The following is a 16,655-nucleotide window of genomic DNA, read 5'->3' as shown; positions in this document are numbered from 1 at the left end:
CCGGTCGCCCGACCGGCACCCTGTGCTGAACGGCCCATCCCGCGCACAACCCCGCGACGGCTCACCGCTCGTTCACCGCAACGGCACGACCCTTCCCTCCAAGGAGCACCACCCGATGAAGCTTCTCCATGCCCCGCGCCGCCCCCGTTTCCACAGCCTCGTCCTTGCCGTCGCACTCGGCCTCGGCGGTGCGTCGATGAGCGCCGCGGCGCAGGCGCCCGCCACCGTGCAGGTGGCCGCCGACGGCACGCTGCTGACGGTCTCCGCGCAGGCCGAAGCACGCCGCGCACCCGACATCGCGACCGTCTCGACGGGCGTCGTCACGCAGGCCGCCGACGCGAACGCCGCGATGCGCGCGAACGCGGAGCAGATGACGCGCGTCGTCGCGGCGCTGCGCGCGGCCGGCATCGCCGAGCGCGACGTGCAGACCTCCGGCGTCAACCTCAACCCGCAGTACCGCTACGCCGAGAACCAGCCGCCGGTGATCACCGGCTACCAGGCGATGAACACGGTCAACGCGACCGTGCGCGACCTGGGTCGCCTCGGCCGCATCCTCGACGCGCTGGTCGCGACGGGCGCGAACCAGATCAACGGCCCCACCTTCGACATCGACGACAAGGACCCCGTGCTCGACGAGGCGCGCCGCTCGGCACTCGAGAAGGCGCGTGCGCGTGCCGACATGTACGCGCGCACGCTCGGGCTGCGCGTCCGCCGCATCGTCAGCATCGACGAGACGGGCATGCAGGGCGGGCCGCGGCCGATGATCGAGATGGGCGCGATGAAGGCGATGGCACGCGACCAGGCGACGCCCATTGCGCCGGGCGAGAACGTGCTCGGCGTGAGCCTCAACGTGATCTTCGAACTCGGGAGTACGCAGTGAATCCACGCGACGCCAGCGCCGGCGCGGCCGGCAACGCTCCGCCGGAGCCCGGCCCGAAGCCGGATCCACGACCGGGCATGAACCCGGGCTACGACGACGCAAACCCCGACAGCCGCGAGGACGTTCCGCGCAATCAGCCGGACGCCCGCGGCGAGAACTTCGGGAAGCTGCCCAACCCCGAGGCAGGCGGCCTCGAACGCGATCCGGTCGCACGTCCCGACCCCGCCGCCGACTCCCCCTGACACACTCGCGTGCCGTCGAAAAGGCCTGCATCGCAGGCCTTTTTCGTTGTCGGTCCGATGTTGCACGTCATCGCCCCGGCAATGCGACGGCGGCCACGGAATCGCGCTTCCGAACCACGCACGAACCCCATACGTCCACGTGATGCGTTCGATCCGGCACAGTCCCTCTGGAGCCGGTCATGCAGACAGCGATCCACTTCCGCGACGTCCATCCCGACAAGTCCCGCATCGCCGCCATCAGCGCCGCCATCGCGTTCAACGGGATGCTGCTGATGTTTCTCGTTGCGCCGATGACGGCGCCGCCGGTGGCCGAGCTCGGCAAGAAAGAGCCCGACGTGATCCTGATCCCGCCACCGCAGGCGAAGAAAGAGGAGCCGATCCGGGTCCCGATCGAGCGGCAACGCCCCCGTGATCGCGCGCCCGTTCGCGAGCAGCCACGCCCGGCCCCGATCACGCCGCCGGTGCTCGTCGACTCGCAGCCCGGCGACGAGCAGGCCGAGATCGTGCCCGAGCACATCGGTCCCGTCGTTCCGCCCGCCGATCCGGTGCTCCCGCCGGACGACGGCCGCCCCATGGAAGGCGCACACCTCGAGTACGCGAGCGCTCCGCCGCCGGCCTTCCCGCGCGAGGCGATCCGCGACCAACTGACGGGCACCGTCGTATTGGAAGTTCTCGTCGACGTCGACGGCACGCCGCTCGACGTGAAGGTCTCGCGCTCCAGCGGGCACCGCGTGCTCGATGCCGCGGCCCGCAAGCAGGTCCTGTCGAAGTGGAAATTCCGCCCGGCGATGCGCAACGGGCGCGCGGTGCAGGCGATCGGCATGGTGCCGGTGGAATTCCGCCTCGACGAGTGAGGCCGGCGTTCGGCGTCGGCCGCGAATGCCCCGATGGCGCAGGGACGCGCGTCGGGTTGGGCCGCTGACCGCGTGCTGCTGCCCACGGCGCAGTCCACCGCTTCAGGCGCGGTGATACGGATGATTCGCGAGCAGCGCCGCCGCCCGATAGAGCTGCTCGGCGACCACGAGGCGCACGAGCATGTGCGGCAGCGTGAGTGGGCCGAGGCACCACGACTCGTCCGCCTTCGCGCGCACGTCGTCGGCATGGCCTTCGGGGCCGCCGATCAGGAAGGCGAGGTCCCGCCCCTGTCCGCGCCAGTGCTCAAGGCGCTGCGCGAGCTGCTCCGACGTCCATGCGCGCCCGCGACCATCGAGCATCACGATCCAGGCGCCGCGCGGCACCGCCGCGAGCACGCGCGCGCCCTCGTCCGCCATCGCGCGCGCCGGGTCACGCCCCTTGCCGCGCAGGCCCGGCTCCACCTCGAGCAGTTCGAGCGGCAGCCAGTGCGAGAGGCGCTTCCGGTATTCGCCGAAGCCTTCGGCGACCCAGCCGGGCGCGCGCTCGCCGACGGCGACGAGGCGTGCCTTCATGGCGGGCTCAGCCGACGCGGGTCAGAGCGAGGGGCGCGGACGCCGTTCCACGTCGAACTCGTCGGCGTCGTCCTCGAAGCTCAGCGGCTCCTCGTCGTCCTCGCCGAGCGAGCCGTTCTGGAGTTCGTCCATGCGGCCCGGCGGCTCGTCGCCGACCGTCCACAGTCGCTCGAGCGCGTAGAACTCGCGCACGCGCGGCAGCATCACGTGCACCACGACATCACCCAGGTCCACGAGCACCCATTCGGCCTCGCGCTCGCCTTCCACGCCCAGCGGCATGACATCGAGGTTCTTCGCGAACTTCACCACCTCGTCGGCGATCGACTTCACGTGCCGCGTCGAGGTGCCGGAGGCGATCACCATGTAGTCGGTGACGCTGCTTTTGCCCCTTACGTCGATCTCGACAATGTCGCGCGCCTTCAACTCCTCGACCGCCTCGCGCACGGTCTTCAGCAGTTCGTCCACCGAGGGGGGCGGGCTGGGCAGGCGGGTCTTGATGACGTGGGCTTGGGTGCTCAAGGGCGAAGGGCTCCGTGGTGCGTGAAGGCCAGTATAGGGCGCTAGGCTGCGACGCCCGGTGCATATAGCCGGTGACGGTCGATGTAGGCCGCCACCGGCGCCGGGACGAAGTGGCGCCACGGCTGCCCGGCGGCGATCCGCGCGCGCACGGCGGTCGACGACTCCTCGCGCGGCGGATCCACCGGCAGCAGCGCGAGGCGGCCCGCCGGCGCGTCGAGCAGGGTATGCAGCGGCGACAGCCGCGTCGTGAGCTCGTCGACGAGTCCCGCCGGGGCGCCGCGCGCGACCTCGGGCATCGTCGCGTGGCCCGGGCGCGCGACCGTCAGCACGTGCGCGAGCGCGAAGAGCTCGCGCCAGCGATGCCACCGATGCAGCTGGGAAAGCGAATCCGCGCCGATCATCCAGACGACCGGCAGCGCGCTGCCGAGCTGGGCCCGCAGCTCGAGCAGCGTGTCGACGGTATAGGAGGGCGCGTCGCGCGAAAGCTCACGGGCATCGACCCGCAACCCCCGCTCGCCGGCCACCGCGAGCTCGACCATCCGCAGCCGGTGCCTGGCGTCGGCATGCGTGGCGTCCTTGTGCGGCGGGTCGGCGGCAGGAACCAGGTGGACGTCGACGCCGAGCGTGGCCCGTACGTGGAGCGCAACCGCCACGTGCCCGCGATGGACCGGATCAAACGTGCCGCCGTATCCGACGTAGGCCCGCATCAGTTCGCCGCGAGCAGCCGCACCGCGGGGCGATCGGCGAGCGCGAGCATCAGCCGTTCGAGCTCGACCCAGGCGTCGCCCGCCGCACGGCCCTTGGCGATGCGGTCGACGCGGCCGGCCTGCACCAGCAGCGCATCCCATGCGGCGGGCGCATGGCGCTGCAGGGCGCGCCGGTACATCGGCTGGCGCGAGTCCCAGATGCGCTGCGCCTTGAACGCCGCCGCGAGGTTGCCGCCGCGGGCCTGCATCTGTGCGAGCGCCGCGCCGCGCTGGAGTTCCATCACGATCATCCCCAGCAGGCCGGGCACGGCTTCGCCTTCCGCACGCAGCCCGGCGAGGACCCGCGGCACCTGCGGCACCTGCCCGTTCATCGCGGCATCGATCAGCCGGAAGACGTCGTAACGCGACGCGTCGGCGACCAGCGCTTCGAGCGTCGCGAGCGTCAGCGGCCGCAGAGAACCGCGGCCGGCGCCCGGTGCGGCCGGTGCGGTGCCCAGCAGCAGCATGAGCTTCTCGACCTCCTGCGCCGCGGCGAGCAGGTTGCCCTCCACGCGCTCGGCGAGGTGCATCACCGCATCGCGATCGGGCGCGAAGCCGCGCGACTTGAGCCGCCGCTCCAGCCAGCCGGGCAGTTCGTGCGGCTTCACCGCCCATGCGATGGCCACCGCGCCGATCCGTGCGATCGCCTCGCTCCAGGCGCCGCCGTGCTGGCGCGACCAGTCCTCCGCGGTCACGAGCAGGATGACGTCGGGCGACGGCGCCGCGCAGTACTCGCTGATCACCGCGGCCCCCTCCTTGCCCGGCTTGCCGGTGGGCAGGCGCAGTTCGACGAGCCGCCGCGAGGCGAACAGGCTCGGCGCATGGAAGCTCGCACTCAGGGCATCCCAGTCGGGCTCGCGCTGGCCGCCGCCGGCCTCGTGGACCTCGCGCTCGCCGATTCCGTCACGCCGGGCCGCCGCGCGCACGGCGTCGGCCGCCTCGAGCACCAGCAGCGGCTCGGGCCCGGCGACGAGGTAGGCGGGCTGCAACGGTCCGCCGTCCAGGCGCGCGACGAGCTGGTCCGGCGTGAGTTCCGCGGCCACCGCAGGCTCAGCCGCCGCCGGAGGATCCGTTCGCGGCGTCGCCCGGCGACGGGACGATCGCGGGCTCGGGCGTCTCCAGCGTGCCGGTCACCGGGGCGTTCTTGAACACCGCGTCGATGCGACGGAGGATCGATGCGCCCATCTCGCGGCGCAACTCGCGGGAGAGAACCTCGCGCTCGCCCTCGGCGCCGATCGCATTTACCGGGTTGGAGACGTAGTCACGAGAGAGCTCGATCGTCTGGCGCGGGACCACGACCGTTCCGGCGGCATCACGCAGTTCGAAAACGACGGCGTAGCGCAGGCTGAATTCCTGCGAGCGACCGAGTTCGTCGACGCTGATCGGCAGGTCGCCCCAGCGCTCGGTGATCACGTCGAGCACGGCGCCTTCCCCTGCGCCGCGTTCCACCGTGGCGCCACCGCGCTCGAGCATCTGCGCGATCGATTCCGCCAGCGGGCTGTACGGGTCCGCGGAGACCACGCGCAGCGGGCCGAACTGCGTCGGGAGCGAGAGGCCCTCGCGCAGGTGGAACCCGCAGGCGGTCAGGCCGAGGGCGAGGACGAGGGGCAGCAGGCGTCGGATCATCGGGGCAGTCTGCGGGAAGGAGTCGCGGGACGGCAATAGCGTCGGCATGCGGTGCGGAACGCGCCGTGACGCCCGGGCCGCAACGGCACCGGGCGCGGGCAGCGCATCAGCCGGCGACGATGTTGACGATCTTGCCGGGCACCACGATCACCTTGCGGATCGCCTGCCCCTCGAGGAACTTCGCGACGCCCGGCTCGGCGAGCGCCATCGATTCGACGTCCTCGCGCGCCGCACCGACCGGCGCCTCGATCGTGCCGCGCAGCTTGCCGTTGACCTGCACGGCGAGCGTGACCGCGTCGCGGGCCAGCGCGGCGGGGTCGGCCTGCGGGAAAGGCACGTCCTCGAGAAGCGTCTCGGGGTGCCCGAGCGCCTGCCACAGCGCGTGGCAGACGTGTGGCGTGACCGGATTGAGCAGCAGCACCATGGTCTGCAGCGCCTCGTGGCGCACCGCGCGGCCCTGGTCGCTCATGTCGTCGAACTTCGCGACGGCATTGAGCAGCTCCATCAGCGCGGCGATCGCCGTATTGAAGGAATGGCGGCGACCGTAATCGTCGCCCACCTTCTGGATCGCCTCGTGGAGCTGGCGACGCAGCGCCTTCTGCGCGGGCGTGAGCTGCGACGGCTCGACCTCGGGGTGGTCGGGCCGCGCGACGTGCGTCGTGACCTCGCGCCAGAACCGGCGCAGGAAGCGCGCCATGCCCTCGACGCCCGCCTCGTTCCACTCGAGCGACTGCTCCGGCGGCGCGGCGAACATCGAGAACAGGCGCACGGTGTCGGCGCCGAACTTCGCCACCATCGTCTGCGGGTCGACGCCGTTGTTCTTCGACTTCGACATCTTCTCGGTGCCGCCGATCTGCACGCGGCCGCCGTCGACCTTGCTGTGCGCACCGACGATCTTGCCGCGCTCGTCGCGGTCGATCTCGACGTCCGCCGGATTGATCCAGTCCTTGCCGCCGTTGTCGAGCTCGCGGAAGAACGTGTCCGCGATGACCATGCCCTGCGTGAGCAGGTTCGTGGCCGGCTCGTCGCCATCGACGAGGCCCGCGTCGCGCATCAGGCGGTGGTAGAAGCGGAAGTACAGCAGATGCAGGATCGCGTGCTCGATGCCGCCGATGTACTGGTCGACCGGCAGCCAGTACTTCGCACGTTCGTCGACCTGCTCGGCGGCGCCCGGCGAGCAGTAGCGCGCGTAGTACCAGCTCGACTCCATGAACGTGTCGAAGGTGTCCGTCTCGCGCTCCGCAGCGCCGCCGCAGTTCGGGCAGCTCGTGCGACGCCATTCGGGGTCGGACTTGATCGGCGAGGCCACGCCGCTGAATTCGACGTCCTCCGGCAGCAGGACGGGGAGCTGGTCCTCCGGCACCGGCACGTCGCCGCAACGCGCGCACAGGATTACCGGGATCGGGCAGCCCCAGTAGCGCTGCCGGCTCACGCCCCAGTCGCGCAGGCGGTAGTTCACGCGGCGACGGCCGCGGCCTTCGGCTTCGAGGCGCGCGGCGAGGTACTCGAACGCCTCGCCGTATTCCATGCCGTCGAGTGCGTCGGAATTGACGATCCAGCCCTTCTCGGTCCACGCGCCCTCGTCGAGGATCCGGCGCTCGAAGGCGTCGACCACCTCGACCGCCGCGCGGGTCTCGTAGGCGTCGGCGGCGCCCGACTCGCCAAGCGCGACGGTCATCGGGTCGTCGTGGCGTACGAGGTGCGTCGCGGCCTCGAACAGGGCGTCGCGTACCTCCGCGGGTGCGACCACCATGCGGATGGGCAGGTCGTACTTCTTCGCGAAGGCCCAGTCACGCTCGTCGTGGCCCGGCACGCCCATCACCGCGCCGGTACCGTAGTTCATCAGCACGAAATTCGCGACGAACACGGGCAGCGGCTCGCCGCTGAGCGGATGGATCGCGCGCAGGCCGGTGTCGAGGCCGCGCTTTTCCTGTGTTTCCAGTTCGGCTTCGGAGACGCCGCCCCGGCGCAGGTCGGCGATGAACCCGGCGAGGTCCGCGTCGCGCTCGGCAGCGGCCAGCGCGAGTGGATGCTCGGCGGCGATCGACACGAAGGTCACACCCATCAGGGTGTCCGGGCGGGTAGTGAACACCGTGAGCGGTGCGAGCGCCGCGCCGGACGGATCACGCACGTCGAAGGCGATCTCGAGCCCTTCCGAGCGCCCGATCCAGTTGCGCTGCATCGTCTTGACCGCATCCGGCCAGCCCGGGAGCGTGTCGAGGCCGTCGAGCAGCTCCTGCGCGTAGTCGGTGATGCGCAGGAACCACTGGGGGATCTCGCGCTTCTCGACGAGGGCGCCCGTGCGCCAGCCGCGGCCGTCGATGACCTGTTCGTTGGCGAGGACGGTCTGGTCGACCGGGTCCCAGTTCACCACCGAGTTCTTGCGGTAGGCCAGGCCCTTCTTCATGAGCCGCACGAACATGCGCTGCTCGTGGACGTAGTAATCCGGGCGGCAGGTGGCGAACTCGCGCGACCAGTCGATCGCATAGCCCATCTGCTGCAGCTGGGCCTTCATGTGCTCGATGTTCGCGTAGGTCCAGCGCGCGGGCGCCGTGTTGTTCTTGATCGCCGCGTTCTCCGCCGGCAGGCCGAAGGCGTCCCAGCCCATCGGCTGCAGGACGTTGTGCCCGGTCATGCGCTTGTAGCGGCTGATGACGTCGCCGATCGTGTAGTTGCGCACGTGCCCCATGTGCAGCGCGCCCGACGGATACGGCAGCATCGACAGGCAGTAGTACTTCGGCCGGCCGGGTTCCTCGCGGACCTCGAAGGCCCGCGTGTCGCGCCAGAACGCCTGGGCGGCGGCCTCGGTGCGGGCGGGGTCGAAGGCGCGGGGGTCGAGGATGTCGGGGGCGTCGGGGGAAGACACGGCAGGAAAAGCCCAGGAATGCGATCGGCAAGCCTATCGCAGCGCACAAATCGGCGTCACGCCTCGCGTCCGGGCCGGCCCCCTGCCGCGGGGCGAGGCACGGCGGGCTCGACAACGTCTTTGCCCCCGGCCCCTCGGGCGGCGGCTGTGCTTCAATCGGCCGCCTGTCGACCGGAGTTCACGATGCCCTCGCTCGCCCGCCTTCCGCTCGCCCTCGGCCTCGCGGTCGTGTCCGCCACCGGCTTCGCCGCGCCCGCCGAGCCCACCGCCCTGCACTGCGAGCGCGTGTTCGACGCGCGCGCCGGCCGGCTGCTCGGGCCGCATACCGTCGTCGTTCGCGACGGTCGGATCGCCGAGCTGCGTGCCGGCCGTGTCGAGGTTCCGGGCGCGCGGAGCGTCGATCTCGCGGGCCGCACCTGCACGCCGGGCTGGACCGACCTGCACGTGCACATGGCGCAGCAGTCGAGCCCGAAGAGCTACGAGGAGGAATTCCGCCTCGACGACGTCGACTTCGCCTTCCAGTCGGTCGGCTATGCCCGCAAGACCCTCCTCGCCGGCTTTACCAGCGTGCGCGACCTCGGCGGCTCGATCGCGCCGCACCTGCGCGATGCGATCAACCAGGGCCTGGTCGACGGCCCGCGGATCTGGGCGGCCGGCACCTCGATCGCCACCACCGGCGGCCATGCCGACCCCACCAACGGCTACAACACCGCGCTGCAGCACCTCGTCGGCCCGCCGGGCCCGACCGAGGGCGTGGTGAATTCGATCGACGACGCCCGCCAGGCCGTTCGCCAGCGCTACAAGGAAGGCAGCGACGTCATCAAGATCACCGCGACCGCCGGCGTGCTCTCGTATGCGAAGTCGGGCGACGCGCCGCAGTTCACCGTCGAGGAAGCCCGCGCCATCGTCGAGACCGCGAAGGACTACGGCTATCGCGTCGCGGCGCATGCCCACGGCAAGGAAGGCATGAAGCGCGCGGTGCTCGCGGGCGTGACCAGCATCGAGCACGGCACCTACATGGACGACGAGGTCATGTCGCTCATGAAGCAGAAGGGTACGTGGTACGTACCGACGATCTACGCGGGGCGCTTCGTCGCCGACAAGGCGAAGATCGACGGCTACTTCCCGCCCGTCGTCCGCCCGAAGGCCGAACGCATCGGCGCGCTGATCCAGGCGACCGCCGGACGCGCCTACCGCGCGGGCGTGCGCATCGGCTTCGGCACCGACATGGGCGTCGGCCCGCACGGCGACAACGCGCGCGAATTCGTCTACATGGTCGAAGCCGGGATTCCGGCGGCCTACGCGCTGCAGTCGGCGACGTTCTTCGCCGCGCAGGTGCTCGGCACGGACGACCAGGGCGTGATCGAGCCGGGCAAGCGCGCCGACATCGTCGCCGTCCCCGGCGACCCGCTGCAGGACATCTCGAGCACGCTAAAGGTCGACTTCGTGATGAAGGACGGCGTGGTGTACCGGCAGCCGTGAGGGTCGCCGCCGGTTTCGCGGGTGCCCTGCTCGCCTGCTCAACATCCATCGCGAGCGCCGCGGCACCGACGCCACCGGTCTATCGCGAGTTCGGCGAATGGATCGTCGCCTGCGACGTGACCGGCGCCTGCGAGGCGCGCGGCTTCGTCGACGACGGCGGCGAGGGCCTGCACGCGCGGTTCCGGCGCGATGCGGGCGCCGACGCCGAACCGGTGCTCGACATCGAGAGTCTGCCCGCATCGGGGGGCGAGATTTTCGTCGGGACGCGTCGCTGGCGTCCGACCCGGTCCGGCGCACTCGACTGGCGGTCGCGCGATGCGCAGGCCGACGAGCCTCGCGTCCGGATCCGCGGCATCGACGCGGTGCGCGAGTTCGTCGTCGCCGCGCAGGCGGCCGAAAGCTTCCGCATCGCGGCGGAAACCGGAACGCTGGTCGGGTTCAACGCCGCGATGCTGTTCGTCGACGACGTGCAGGGCCGCGTGGGCACGCCCGGTGCGCTGGCACGGCCCGGCTCGTCTAAGGCGCGCATACCGGCGCCGAAGCCGCTGCCCGCCGCGCCGGCCGCGGGCCGCGTGCGTGAGATCACCGGAGAAGCGGCACGCCGGTACACCTCCGCGATCGCCATTCCGGCCGACACCTGCGACCCGGCACTGCGCCACGAGTCGTCGCAGCTCTACGACATCGGCGGCGGCGAGGTCCTTGCGCTGATCCTGTGCTGGCGCGGCCCGTACCAGGCCGCGTCCGCGCTGTACCGGGGCCCGGGCGCACGCCCTTCGGCCGCGCGGCCCGTCCTGCTGCCCTTCCCCGCCGGCCTGTCCGGCCCCGACGAGGACGGGCACGTGCTGTTCGCCGACTTCGAACCGGCCACTGCGAGGCTGTCGTCATTCGGCAAGGGCCGCGGCATCGGCGACTACGGCGAGGCGGCGACGTGGATCTTCGACGGGCGCGAGTTCCGGCTCGTCCACTTCGCGATGCTCGCCCGGCCCGGCTGGCACCTGCCCGGTGATTTCCCGGTCCTGTGGCGCACCGCCGCGCCGCGAGGCGCGCGCCCGTGACCGGCGAATGGATCGGCTACGTCGCGGCCTTCCTCACGACGGTCTCGTTCATCCCGCAGGCGATCAAGACGATCCGCACGCGGGATACCCGCGGCATCTCCGTCGGCATGTATGCGGTGTTCACCGTCGGCGTCGCCTGCTGGTTCGGCTACGGCCTGGTGCTCGGCTCGTGGCCGATGATCGTCTCCAACGTGATCACGCTCGCGCTGTCGGGCACGATCCTCGGGCTCAAGCTGCGCTACGGCTGAGCCCGGCGGCGACGAGGAGCGCGGCGAAGTAGCTGCCGAACGCGATGCGCTGCGCGAGCCCCACGGGCAGCACGTGGGAGCCCACGAGAGCCGCGAGCAGCGTGAGGAGTGAGAGACCGAGCACCAGCAGCGCGCGACCGCGGTGCTGCCGCTCCCGCAGCCCGGCGAAGAGCAGGACGGCGCCGGTCGCGAAAGCGACCCACCAGAACGTCCACGCGGCGCCGTGCAGATGACTCGATCGTGCGAACAGGTCGCGCGAGTCGAGCGGCCAGAGGCCCTGCAGCGCAAAGGCGATCCCCGCGAATGCGAGTGCCTGGGTGCCGAGCCGCGCCGTCCACCGGGCCGTGCGCAGCCGCTCGCGGAGGATCAGCGACGTAGCGGCCGCGAGCGCACCTGGCAGCATGTAGGCGAGCACGTTGAACGCCGTTGCGCGCGGGACGCCCGAGGCCCCCAGCATCGCGACGGGATGCGCGAGCTGCGAATAGACCTCGAAACGGCCGCCGAACACGGCCACGGCGCCCGCGAAGGCGATGGCGGCGAGCAGCGCGCAGGCGCGCGCCGGGGTGACAGGAAGGTGCATGGCGCCATGCTAGCGTGCCGGCCTTGCCCCACCGTCCGCGCGCCCCCATCTGCCCGGCATTCCGAGGAATATCCATGATCGACGCCGCCCATCCGCATGTCTTCGACGCCACCGCCGACCGCTTCCAGGAGGAAGTCCTCCAGCGCTCCCTGCAGGTGCCGGTGCTGGTCGACTTCTGGGCGGAATGGTGCGGCCCCTGCAAGCAGCTGGGCCCTGTCCTGGAGAAGCTCGCCGATGCCTACGGCGGCGCCTTCCTGCTCGCGAAGGTGGACGTCGACAAGGAGCAGCAGCTGGCCGCGGCCTTCCAGGTGCGCTCGATCCCGACGGTCTTCCTGGTCAAGGACGGCCAGCTCGTCGACGGCTTCCCCGGTGCGATGCCGGAGGGCGCGCTTCGCGAGTTCCTCGCCTCGCACGGCATCGAGCCCCGCGCCGCCTCCCCGGCAGCCGCCGAGCCCGAGCGCGCGCCGGTCGACGCGCACGCCGAAGTGGTGCGCCTGCGTGCCGACGTGGCGGCGAAGCCGGACGACGACGCGCTGAAGCTCGACCTCGCGCTGGCTCTGCTCCAGACCGGCGCGACGGCCGAAGTCGAGGGCATCCTCGACGCGCTCCCCGCGAATCTGGCTACCGACGACCGCGCCGAGCGCGCGCGAAGCCACCTGCGCCTGCTTGCGTCGGCGAAGGACGCGCCGCCGCCGGAGGTGCTGGAGGCCGCCGTCGCCGCCGACCCCGCCGACCTCCGTGCACGCCACCTGCTCGCCGTCCAGCGCCTGCTCGGCGGTCGCGAGGAGGACGGCCTCGAGCACCTCATCGAGATGCTCCGCCGCGACCGGGCCTTCGACGACGGCCTGCCCCGCCGCACCCTCATCGATGCGTTCCGGGTGGTCGCCGACGACGATCTCGTCGGCCGCTACCGCCGCCGCATGTCCTCGCTGCTGTTCTGAGGTCGTGGTTCCGCGTATCTCGGCCGGCGCGCTGCGCCTGCTGATGAACCTCTGGCCGCCGTTCCTGGCGACCGGCATCCACGTGAGCCGCATCGCCGACGACTGGCGCCATGCGCGCGTCGAGCTGCGCCTCCGGCCCTGGAACCGCAATGCGGTGGGTACGCACTTCGGCGGAAGCCTCTTCGCGATGACCGATCCGTTCTGGATGCTGCTGGTGATGCGCAGTCTCGGGACGGACTACTGGGTCTGGGACCGGTCGGCGACGGTCGACTTCCTCCGTCCCGGGCGCAGCCGCGTCCATGCGGACTTCCACCTCGATGCCGACACGCTCGAGGCGATCCGCCTCGGCACGGCCGACGGCGGCAAGTACCTGCACTGGTTCGAGACGCCGGTGGTCGATGCCGACGGCGAAGTCGTCGCTCGCGTGCGCAAACAGCTCTACGTGCGTCGCAAACCTGCACGCTGATCGCGCCGCCGTCTTCGCGCTGCTCGCGTGGCGTCGTATGCTCGGGCGGACATGACCGAACCCAGCCCCGGACCGCACGCACCCGAATTGCCGCAGGTCGAGGGCTATCGCCTGCTCGGCGAGGTCGGCCGCGGCGGCATGTCCACCGTGTATCTCGCTGAACAGGTGGCGCTGGGGCGGCAGGTCGCGCTCAAGGTGATGGCGCCTCATGCACTGTCGGACGAGATCAGCCGGCGGCGCTTCGAGAACGAGGTGCGCACCATCGCGCGGCTCGAGCATCCGCACATCGTGCGCATCCACGAGCTCGGCCGCACGCGCGAAGGCGTGCCCTACTACTCGATGCCCCATCTCGCCAAGGGGCACCTCGGCGACAAGGACTACACGCGCGACGAGCCCGGCGCTGTCGGGATCGCGGACGCGCTGCTCGCGGCACTGGAGTACGCGCATTCGCGCGGCGTGGTCCATCGCGACGTCAAGGCCGAGAACGTGCTGTTCGACGACGCCGGGCGTCCCCTGCTCGCCGACTTCGGCATCGCATTGCGCCGCGGCTATGGGCCGCGCGTCACGGCGGCGGGCCTGGCCGTCGGCAGCACCGCCTACATGGCGCCGGAGCAGGCGCGCGGCGAGGACGTCGACGGGCGTGCCGATCTCTACAGCCTGGGCGTGCTTCTCTGGGAGACGCTCGCGGGCCGCCTGCCGTACGAGGCGCAGGACGCGCTCTCGATGGCGCTGATGCATGCGCAGAACCCGATCCCCAGGATGCCGCGGCACCTGCGGCACTGGCAGCGCTTCATGCATCGGGCGCTCGCGAAGCAGGCCGACCAGCGCTTCCAGACGGCCGCCGAGATGCGCGAGGCGATGCACGCCGTGCGCCCGCCACGGTGGCTGCCGGTCTGGGAGCGCACGCGTTCGGTGCTCGGCGGAAACGCGATGCGGGGCTTTGCGGCCATCGTCGCGGTTCTTGCACTCGCGGCCGCGGCGATCGCCTTCTGGCCGCGTGCGGAGCGGACCACGCCCCCGGCGAGCTCGCCGCCCGCGGCGACAGCCTCCTCGACTCCGCCCCCGGCCGCTGATCCCGACCCGATCGACTCGATGCTCGCGCCGCTACCCGGTGCCACGCTGGAGGTGGCCATCGAGCAGGCCCGCGCGCACCTCGCGCGCGGGGAGCTCGTCGCACCCGAGCGCGACAACGCACTCGTCGCGGTCATGACCGCCTGGCGCGACAGCCCGCACGATCCGCGGGTACAGGACCTCGCGCGCGACTTCAATTCCGTGATGCGCGAGCGCGTCGTGCGCGACCTCCGCGCCGGGCAGGACACACAGGCGCGCCGCATCCACGCAGGCGCGAAGGAATTCATCGCGCTCGCCGGCCGGGATGGCACCGCCGCGGCCAAGACGCTGCGCCAGTCGACGACGGACGCCACGCGCAAGCGCCTGGAAGATGCGCTGCGGCGCCGCGACGCACGCGAGGCGCGCCGTGTGATCGAGCTCGCGCGCGAGCTCGACGTCGCCGACCGCGATCTCGCCGCCTGGACGAAGGACGTCGCCGCGGTCGCCGCGGGTCGTGCACCCGTGGTGGGTGGCTCGAGCGACGGCCTGCCGACCGGTGCCGTGGCGCGCCATGCGGTGACGCGCGGCGAATTCGAGCGCTTCGTCGAGGCGACGCGGCGCGCACCGGCCCTCTGCCGCGAGCGCGCCTCGCTGCTGCGCGTCTTCGCGCCGCGCTCCTGGAAGTCGCCCGGCTTCCAGCAGTCCGGGGGCGATGCAGTGGTCTGCGTCTCCTACCAGGACGCCGAGGCCTATGCGCAGTGGCTCGGCCAGCAGACCGGGGAGCGTTATCGCCTGCCGACGGAGGCCGAGTCATCGCGCATGCCGGCACAGTCCGGCAGCCGCACGGTGGGCCTGTGGCTGCGCGACTGCGGCACGAACTGCACGCAGCGCCGGGTGACGGCCGGCTCCTGGCGTGGGCGCACCGCCGCGAGCCTGCTGCAGGCCAACCGCGGCTACGACGACGTCGGCTTCCGCCTGATCCGCGAGCGCTGAGCCGGCGCCGTAGAATCGGCGCATGCGCAAATCCACCCTGCAGGGCCTCTTCCTCACCGGGCTGCTCACGCTGCTGCCGCTATGGCTCACGTGGGTCGTCGTCACGTTCGTCTTCGGCCTGCTCTCCGACATCAGCCGTCCGCTGATCGGCCCGGCGCTGCAGGGCGCGGCGGCGGGCAGCCCGTCGCTCGCGTGGCTCGTCGAGCCGTGGGTGCAGAACTCGCTCGCGATGCTGGCCACGCTCGGCGTGATCCTGCTCTCGGGACTGATGGCGCGGCGCGTCTTCGGCCAGCGCGTGTTGCGGTGGTTCGAGGCGCTGATCAAGCGCATCCCCTTCGCGAACATCATCTACGGCAGCGCGCGGCAGCTGCTCGACATCCTGCAGACCAAGCCGGACGGCACGCAGCGCGTGGTACTGATCGACTTCCCGCATACCGAGATGAAGTCGATCGGTTTCGTCACGCGCGTGCTGAAGGAACAGGGCACGGGCCGCGAGCTGGCCGCGGTCTACGTGCCGACGACGCCGAATCCGACCTCGGGCTATCTGGAGATCGTGCCGGTCGAGAAGATCACGCCGACCGACTGGACCGTCGACCAGGCGATGAGCTTCATCATCTCGGGCGGCGCGGTATCGCCCGAGAGCATTCCGTTCTCGCCGCCAGCCGCAGAGTGAGCGCGATGCACCCGCCTGCCCCGCCGCATCTCCTCGCCGATCGCGCGACGCGCCTGTTCGTCGGGCTCGCCGCCCTGTTCTGCGTGAACACGGTGCTGGCCGAGTTCATCGGCGTAAAGATCTTCGCGCTCGAGCCGACCCTGGGCATCGCGCCGTTCGAGTGGCGCCTGTTCGGGCAGAGCGGCTCGCTCAGCTTCACCGCGGGCACGCTGCTGTGGCCCGTGGTCTTCCTGATGACGGACGTCATCAACGAGTTCTTCGGCCGCCGCGGCGTGCGGCTGGTCTCCACGCTCGCTGCCATGCTCATCGTCTACGGCTTCCTGTTCGCCTTCGCCGCGATCGCGCTCGCGCCGGCGGACTGGTGGGTCGGCGCCGCCCGCGCGCAGGGCGTGGCCGACTACCAGGCGGCATTCACCGCGGTGTTCGGGCAGGGCCTCTGGACCATCGCGGGCTCGCTGGTGGCCTTCGTGCTGGGCCAGCTCATCGACGTGGCGGTGTTCCAGCGGATCCGGCGGGCCACGGGCGAGCGTTGGGTCTGGCTGCGCGCGACGGGCTCGACCGCCGTCTCGCAGCTCGTCGACAGCTTCGTGGTGCTCTACATCGCGTTCGTACTCGGACCGCAGAAGTGGCCGACGTCGCTCTTCCTCGCGGTCAGCACCGTCAATTACGCCTACAAGATGCTCGCCGCCCTCGCGCTCATCCCGCTGATCTACCTCGTGCGCGCCGGCATCGTGCGCTACCTCGGGCGCGACCGCGCCGACGCGCTCCGGGTCGCCGCGGCCGCCTGAAGGCACCGTGACTTCCGACCGGCGTGCGGACCGGGCGCCTGCGCGATGCTTGGCGGGTCCCTCAAGGAGTCCA

Annotated in this window: 17 protein-coding genes and 1 pseudogene; 11 read left to right on the top strand and 7 right to left on the bottom strand. The window is 71.4% G+C overall.

The features are described 5' to 3' along the window. The first annotated feature begins 115 nt into the window (after positions 1-115). The 3 genes from ACYVJJ_RS09510 to ACYVJJ_RS09500 all read left to right on the top strand — a co-directional run bounded on the left by ACYVJJ_RS09510 (position 116) and on the right by ACYVJJ_RS09500 (position 1,976). The gene (locus ACYVJJ_RS09510) at positions 116-880 is read left to right on the top strand and encodes an SIMPL domain-containing protein (protein WP_460833028.1); all 765 of its coding nucleotides are present in this window, start codon (positions 116-118) and stop codon (positions 878-880) included. A 77-nt stretch (positions 881-957) separates the two neighbouring features. After that, positions 958-1,122 (top strand): hypothetical protein, encoded by a 165-nt coding sequence (locus ACYVJJ_RS09505; RefSeq protein WP_460833026.1) that lies wholly within the window; start codon positions 958-960, stop codon positions 1,120-1,122. 179 nt (positions 1,123-1,301) lie between these two features. Next, positions 1,302-1,976, top strand: coding sequence for an energy transducer TonB (locus tag ACYVJJ_RS09500; RefSeq protein WP_460833025.1), 675 nt, complete (start codon positions 1,302-1,304; stop codon positions 1,974-1,976). 102 nt (positions 1,977-2,078) lie between these two features. Here ACYVJJ_RS09500 and rlmH read toward each other — a convergent pair whose 3' ends face one another. The 6 genes and pseudogenes from rlmH to leuS form a co-directional block, all read right to left on the bottom strand. After that, on the bottom strand, positions 2,079-2,549 hold the full coding sequence (rlmH, locus tag ACYVJJ_RS09495; RefSeq protein ID WP_460833023.1) for a 23S rRNA (pseudouridine(1915)-N(3))-methyltransferase RlmH: 471 nt from the start codon (positions 2,547-2,549) through the stop codon (positions 2,079-2,081). A gap of 123 nt (positions 2,550-2,672) precedes the next feature. Further along, positions 2,673-3,068, bottom strand: a pseudogene (gene rsfS, locus ACYVJJ_RS09490) (ribosome silencing factor); the annotation flags it as partial. Positions 3,069-3,109: 41 nt separating this feature from the next. Beyond that, positions 3,110-3,775 carry a nicotinate-nucleotide adenylyltransferase gene (gene nadD / locus ACYVJJ_RS09485; RefSeq protein WP_460833022.1) on the bottom strand — a complete coding sequence of 222 codons (666 nt, stop codon included), beginning with the start codon at positions 3,773-3,775 and terminating at the stop codon, positions 3,110-3,112. Further along, positions 3,775-4,857 (bottom strand): DNA polymerase III subunit delta, encoded by a 1,083-nt coding sequence (holA, locus tag ACYVJJ_RS09480; RefSeq protein WP_460833020.1) that lies wholly within the window; start codon positions 4,855-4,857, stop codon positions 3,775-3,777. The genes nadD and holA overlap by 1 nt, the downstream gene beginning before the upstream one ends. A 7-nt stretch (positions 4,858-4,864) precedes the next feature. Next, entirely contained in the window at positions 4,865-5,440 is a 576-nt protein-coding gene (locus ACYVJJ_RS09475; RefSeq protein ID WP_460833019.1) for an LPS-assembly lipoprotein LptE, read from the bottom strand. Positions 5,441-5,546: 106 nt separating this feature from the next. Continuing rightward, the gene (gene leuS / locus ACYVJJ_RS09470) at positions 5,547-8,282 is read right to left on the bottom strand and encodes a leucine--tRNA ligase (RefSeq protein ID WP_460833361.1); all 2,736 of its coding nucleotides are present in this window, start codon (positions 8,280-8,282) and stop codon (positions 5,547-5,549) included. 207 nt (positions 8,283-8,489) lie between these two features. On the opposite strand from leuS, the gene ACYVJJ_RS09465 reads away from it, so the two are divergent. The 3 genes from ACYVJJ_RS09465 to ACYVJJ_RS09455 are packed head-to-tail and all read left to right on the top strand — an operon-like array spanning position 8,490 to position 11,091. After that, the gene (locus tag ACYVJJ_RS09465) at positions 8,490-9,788 is read left to right on the top strand and encodes a metal-dependent hydrolase family protein (protein ID WP_460833017.1); all 1,299 of its coding nucleotides are present in this window, start codon (positions 8,490-8,492) and stop codon (positions 9,786-9,788) included. Next, the gene (locus ACYVJJ_RS09460; RefSeq protein ID WP_460833016.1) at positions 9,785-10,843 is read left to right on the top strand and encodes a DUF1176 domain-containing protein; all 1,059 of its coding nucleotides are present in this window, start codon (positions 9,785-9,787) and stop codon (positions 10,841-10,843) included. The genes ACYVJJ_RS09465 and ACYVJJ_RS09460 overlap by 4 nt, the downstream gene beginning before the upstream one ends. Beyond that, complete coding sequence (locus tag ACYVJJ_RS09455) at positions 10,840-11,091, top strand: SemiSWEET transporter (RefSeq protein WP_460833014.1); 252 nt, start codon at positions 10,840-10,842, stop codon at positions 11,089-11,091. The genes ACYVJJ_RS09460 and ACYVJJ_RS09455 overlap by 4 nt, the downstream gene beginning before the upstream one ends. Here ACYVJJ_RS09455 and ACYVJJ_RS09450 read toward each other — a convergent pair. After that, the gene (locus tag ACYVJJ_RS09450; protein ID WP_460833012.1) at positions 11,072-11,671 is read right to left on the bottom strand and encodes a DUF998 domain-containing protein; all 600 of its coding nucleotides are present in this window, start codon (positions 11,669-11,671) and stop codon (positions 11,072-11,074) included. The genes ACYVJJ_RS09455 and ACYVJJ_RS09450 overlap by 20 nt on opposite strands. A gap of 74 nt (positions 11,672-11,745) precedes the next feature. Between ACYVJJ_RS09450 and trxA the strand changes: the two genes are divergently transcribed. From trxA to ACYVJJ_RS09425, 5 genes are read left to right on the top strand one after another with little or no spacing between them, the layout of a single operon-like run. After that, positions 11,746-12,612: a thioredoxin gene (gene trxA / locus ACYVJJ_RS09445; protein WP_460833010.1), complete on the top strand. Its 867-nt coding sequence runs from the start codon at positions 11,746-11,748 to the stop codon at positions 12,610-12,612. A 16-nt stretch (positions 12,613-12,628) separates the two neighbouring features. Continuing rightward, positions 12,629-13,078 (top strand): DUF4442 domain-containing protein, encoded by a 450-nt coding sequence (locus ACYVJJ_RS09440; protein ID WP_460833359.1) that lies wholly within the window; start codon positions 12,629-12,631, stop codon positions 13,076-13,078. A gap of 51 nt (positions 13,079-13,129) precedes the next feature. Continuing rightward, complete coding sequence (locus ACYVJJ_RS09435; protein ID WP_460833008.1) at positions 13,130-15,121, top strand: serine/threonine-protein kinase; 1,992 nt, start codon at positions 13,130-13,132, stop codon at positions 15,119-15,121. A 22-nt stretch (positions 15,122-15,143) separates the two neighbouring features. Further along, the gene (locus ACYVJJ_RS09430; protein WP_460833007.1) at positions 15,144-15,794 is read left to right on the top strand and encodes a DUF502 domain-containing protein; all 651 of its coding nucleotides are present in this window, start codon (positions 15,144-15,146) and stop codon (positions 15,792-15,794) included. A gap of 5 nt (positions 15,795-15,799) precedes the next feature. Further along, positions 15,800-16,582 (top strand): queuosine precursor transporter, encoded by a 783-nt coding sequence (locus ACYVJJ_RS09425; protein ID WP_460833005.1) that lies wholly within the window; start codon positions 15,800-15,802, stop codon positions 16,580-16,582. Positions 16,583-16,655 lie beyond the last annotated feature (73 nt).

The organism is Lysobacter humi (ex Lee et al. 2017) (genome assembly GCF_054781815.1).
Note: the sequence above shows the minus strand (reverse complement) of the source record. Positions and strands in the feature narration are given on the sequence as shown.

Bases quoted from the DNA above. Each gene is read 5' to 3' on its own strand.
- trxA (WP_460833010.1), top strand. From the start codon at position 11,746: ATGATCGACGCCGCCCATCCGCATGTCTTCGACGCCACCGCCGACCGC.
- ACYVJJ_RS09505 (WP_460833026.1), top strand. From the start codon at position 958: ATGAACCCGGGCTACGACGACGCAAACCCCGACAGCCGCGAGGACGTT.
- ACYVJJ_RS09430 (WP_460833007.1), top strand. From the start codon at position 15,144: ATGCGCAAATCCACCCTGCAGGGCCTCTTCCTCACCGGGCTGCTCACG.
- ACYVJJ_RS09500 (WP_460833025.1), top strand. From the start codon at position 1,302: ATGCAGACAGCGATCCACTTCCGCGACGTCCATCCCGACAAGTCCCGC.
- ACYVJJ_RS09510 (WP_460833028.1), top strand. From the start codon at position 116: ATGAAGCTTCTCCATGCCCCGCGCCGCCCCCGTTTCCACAGCCTCGTC.
- nadD (WP_460833022.1), bottom strand. From the start codon at position 3,775: ATGCGGGCCTACGTCGGATACGGCGGCACGTTTGATCCGGTCCATCGC.
- ACYVJJ_RS09465 (WP_460833017.1), top strand. From the start codon at position 8,490: ATGCCCTCGCTCGCCCGCCTTCCGCTCGCCCTCGGCCTCGCGGTCGTG.
- ACYVJJ_RS09425 (WP_460833005.1), top strand. From the start codon at position 15,800: ATGCACCCGCCTGCCCCGCCGCATCTCCTCGCCGATCGCGCGACGCGC.
- ACYVJJ_RS09475 (WP_460833019.1), bottom strand. From the start codon at position 5,440: ATGATCCGACGCCTGCTGCCCCTCGTCCTCGCCCTCGGCCTGACCGCC.
- ACYVJJ_RS09450 (WP_460833012.1), bottom strand. From the start codon at position 11,671: ATGCACCTTCCTGTCACCCCGGCGCGCGCCTGCGCGCTGCTCGCCGCC.
- ACYVJJ_RS09435 (WP_460833008.1), top strand. From the start codon at position 13,130: ATGACCGAACCCAGCCCCGGACCGCACGCACCCGAATTGCCGCAGGTC.
- rlmH (WP_460833023.1), bottom strand. From the start codon at position 2,549: ATGAAGGCACGCCTCGTCGCCGTCGGCGAGCGCGCGCCCGGCTGGGTC.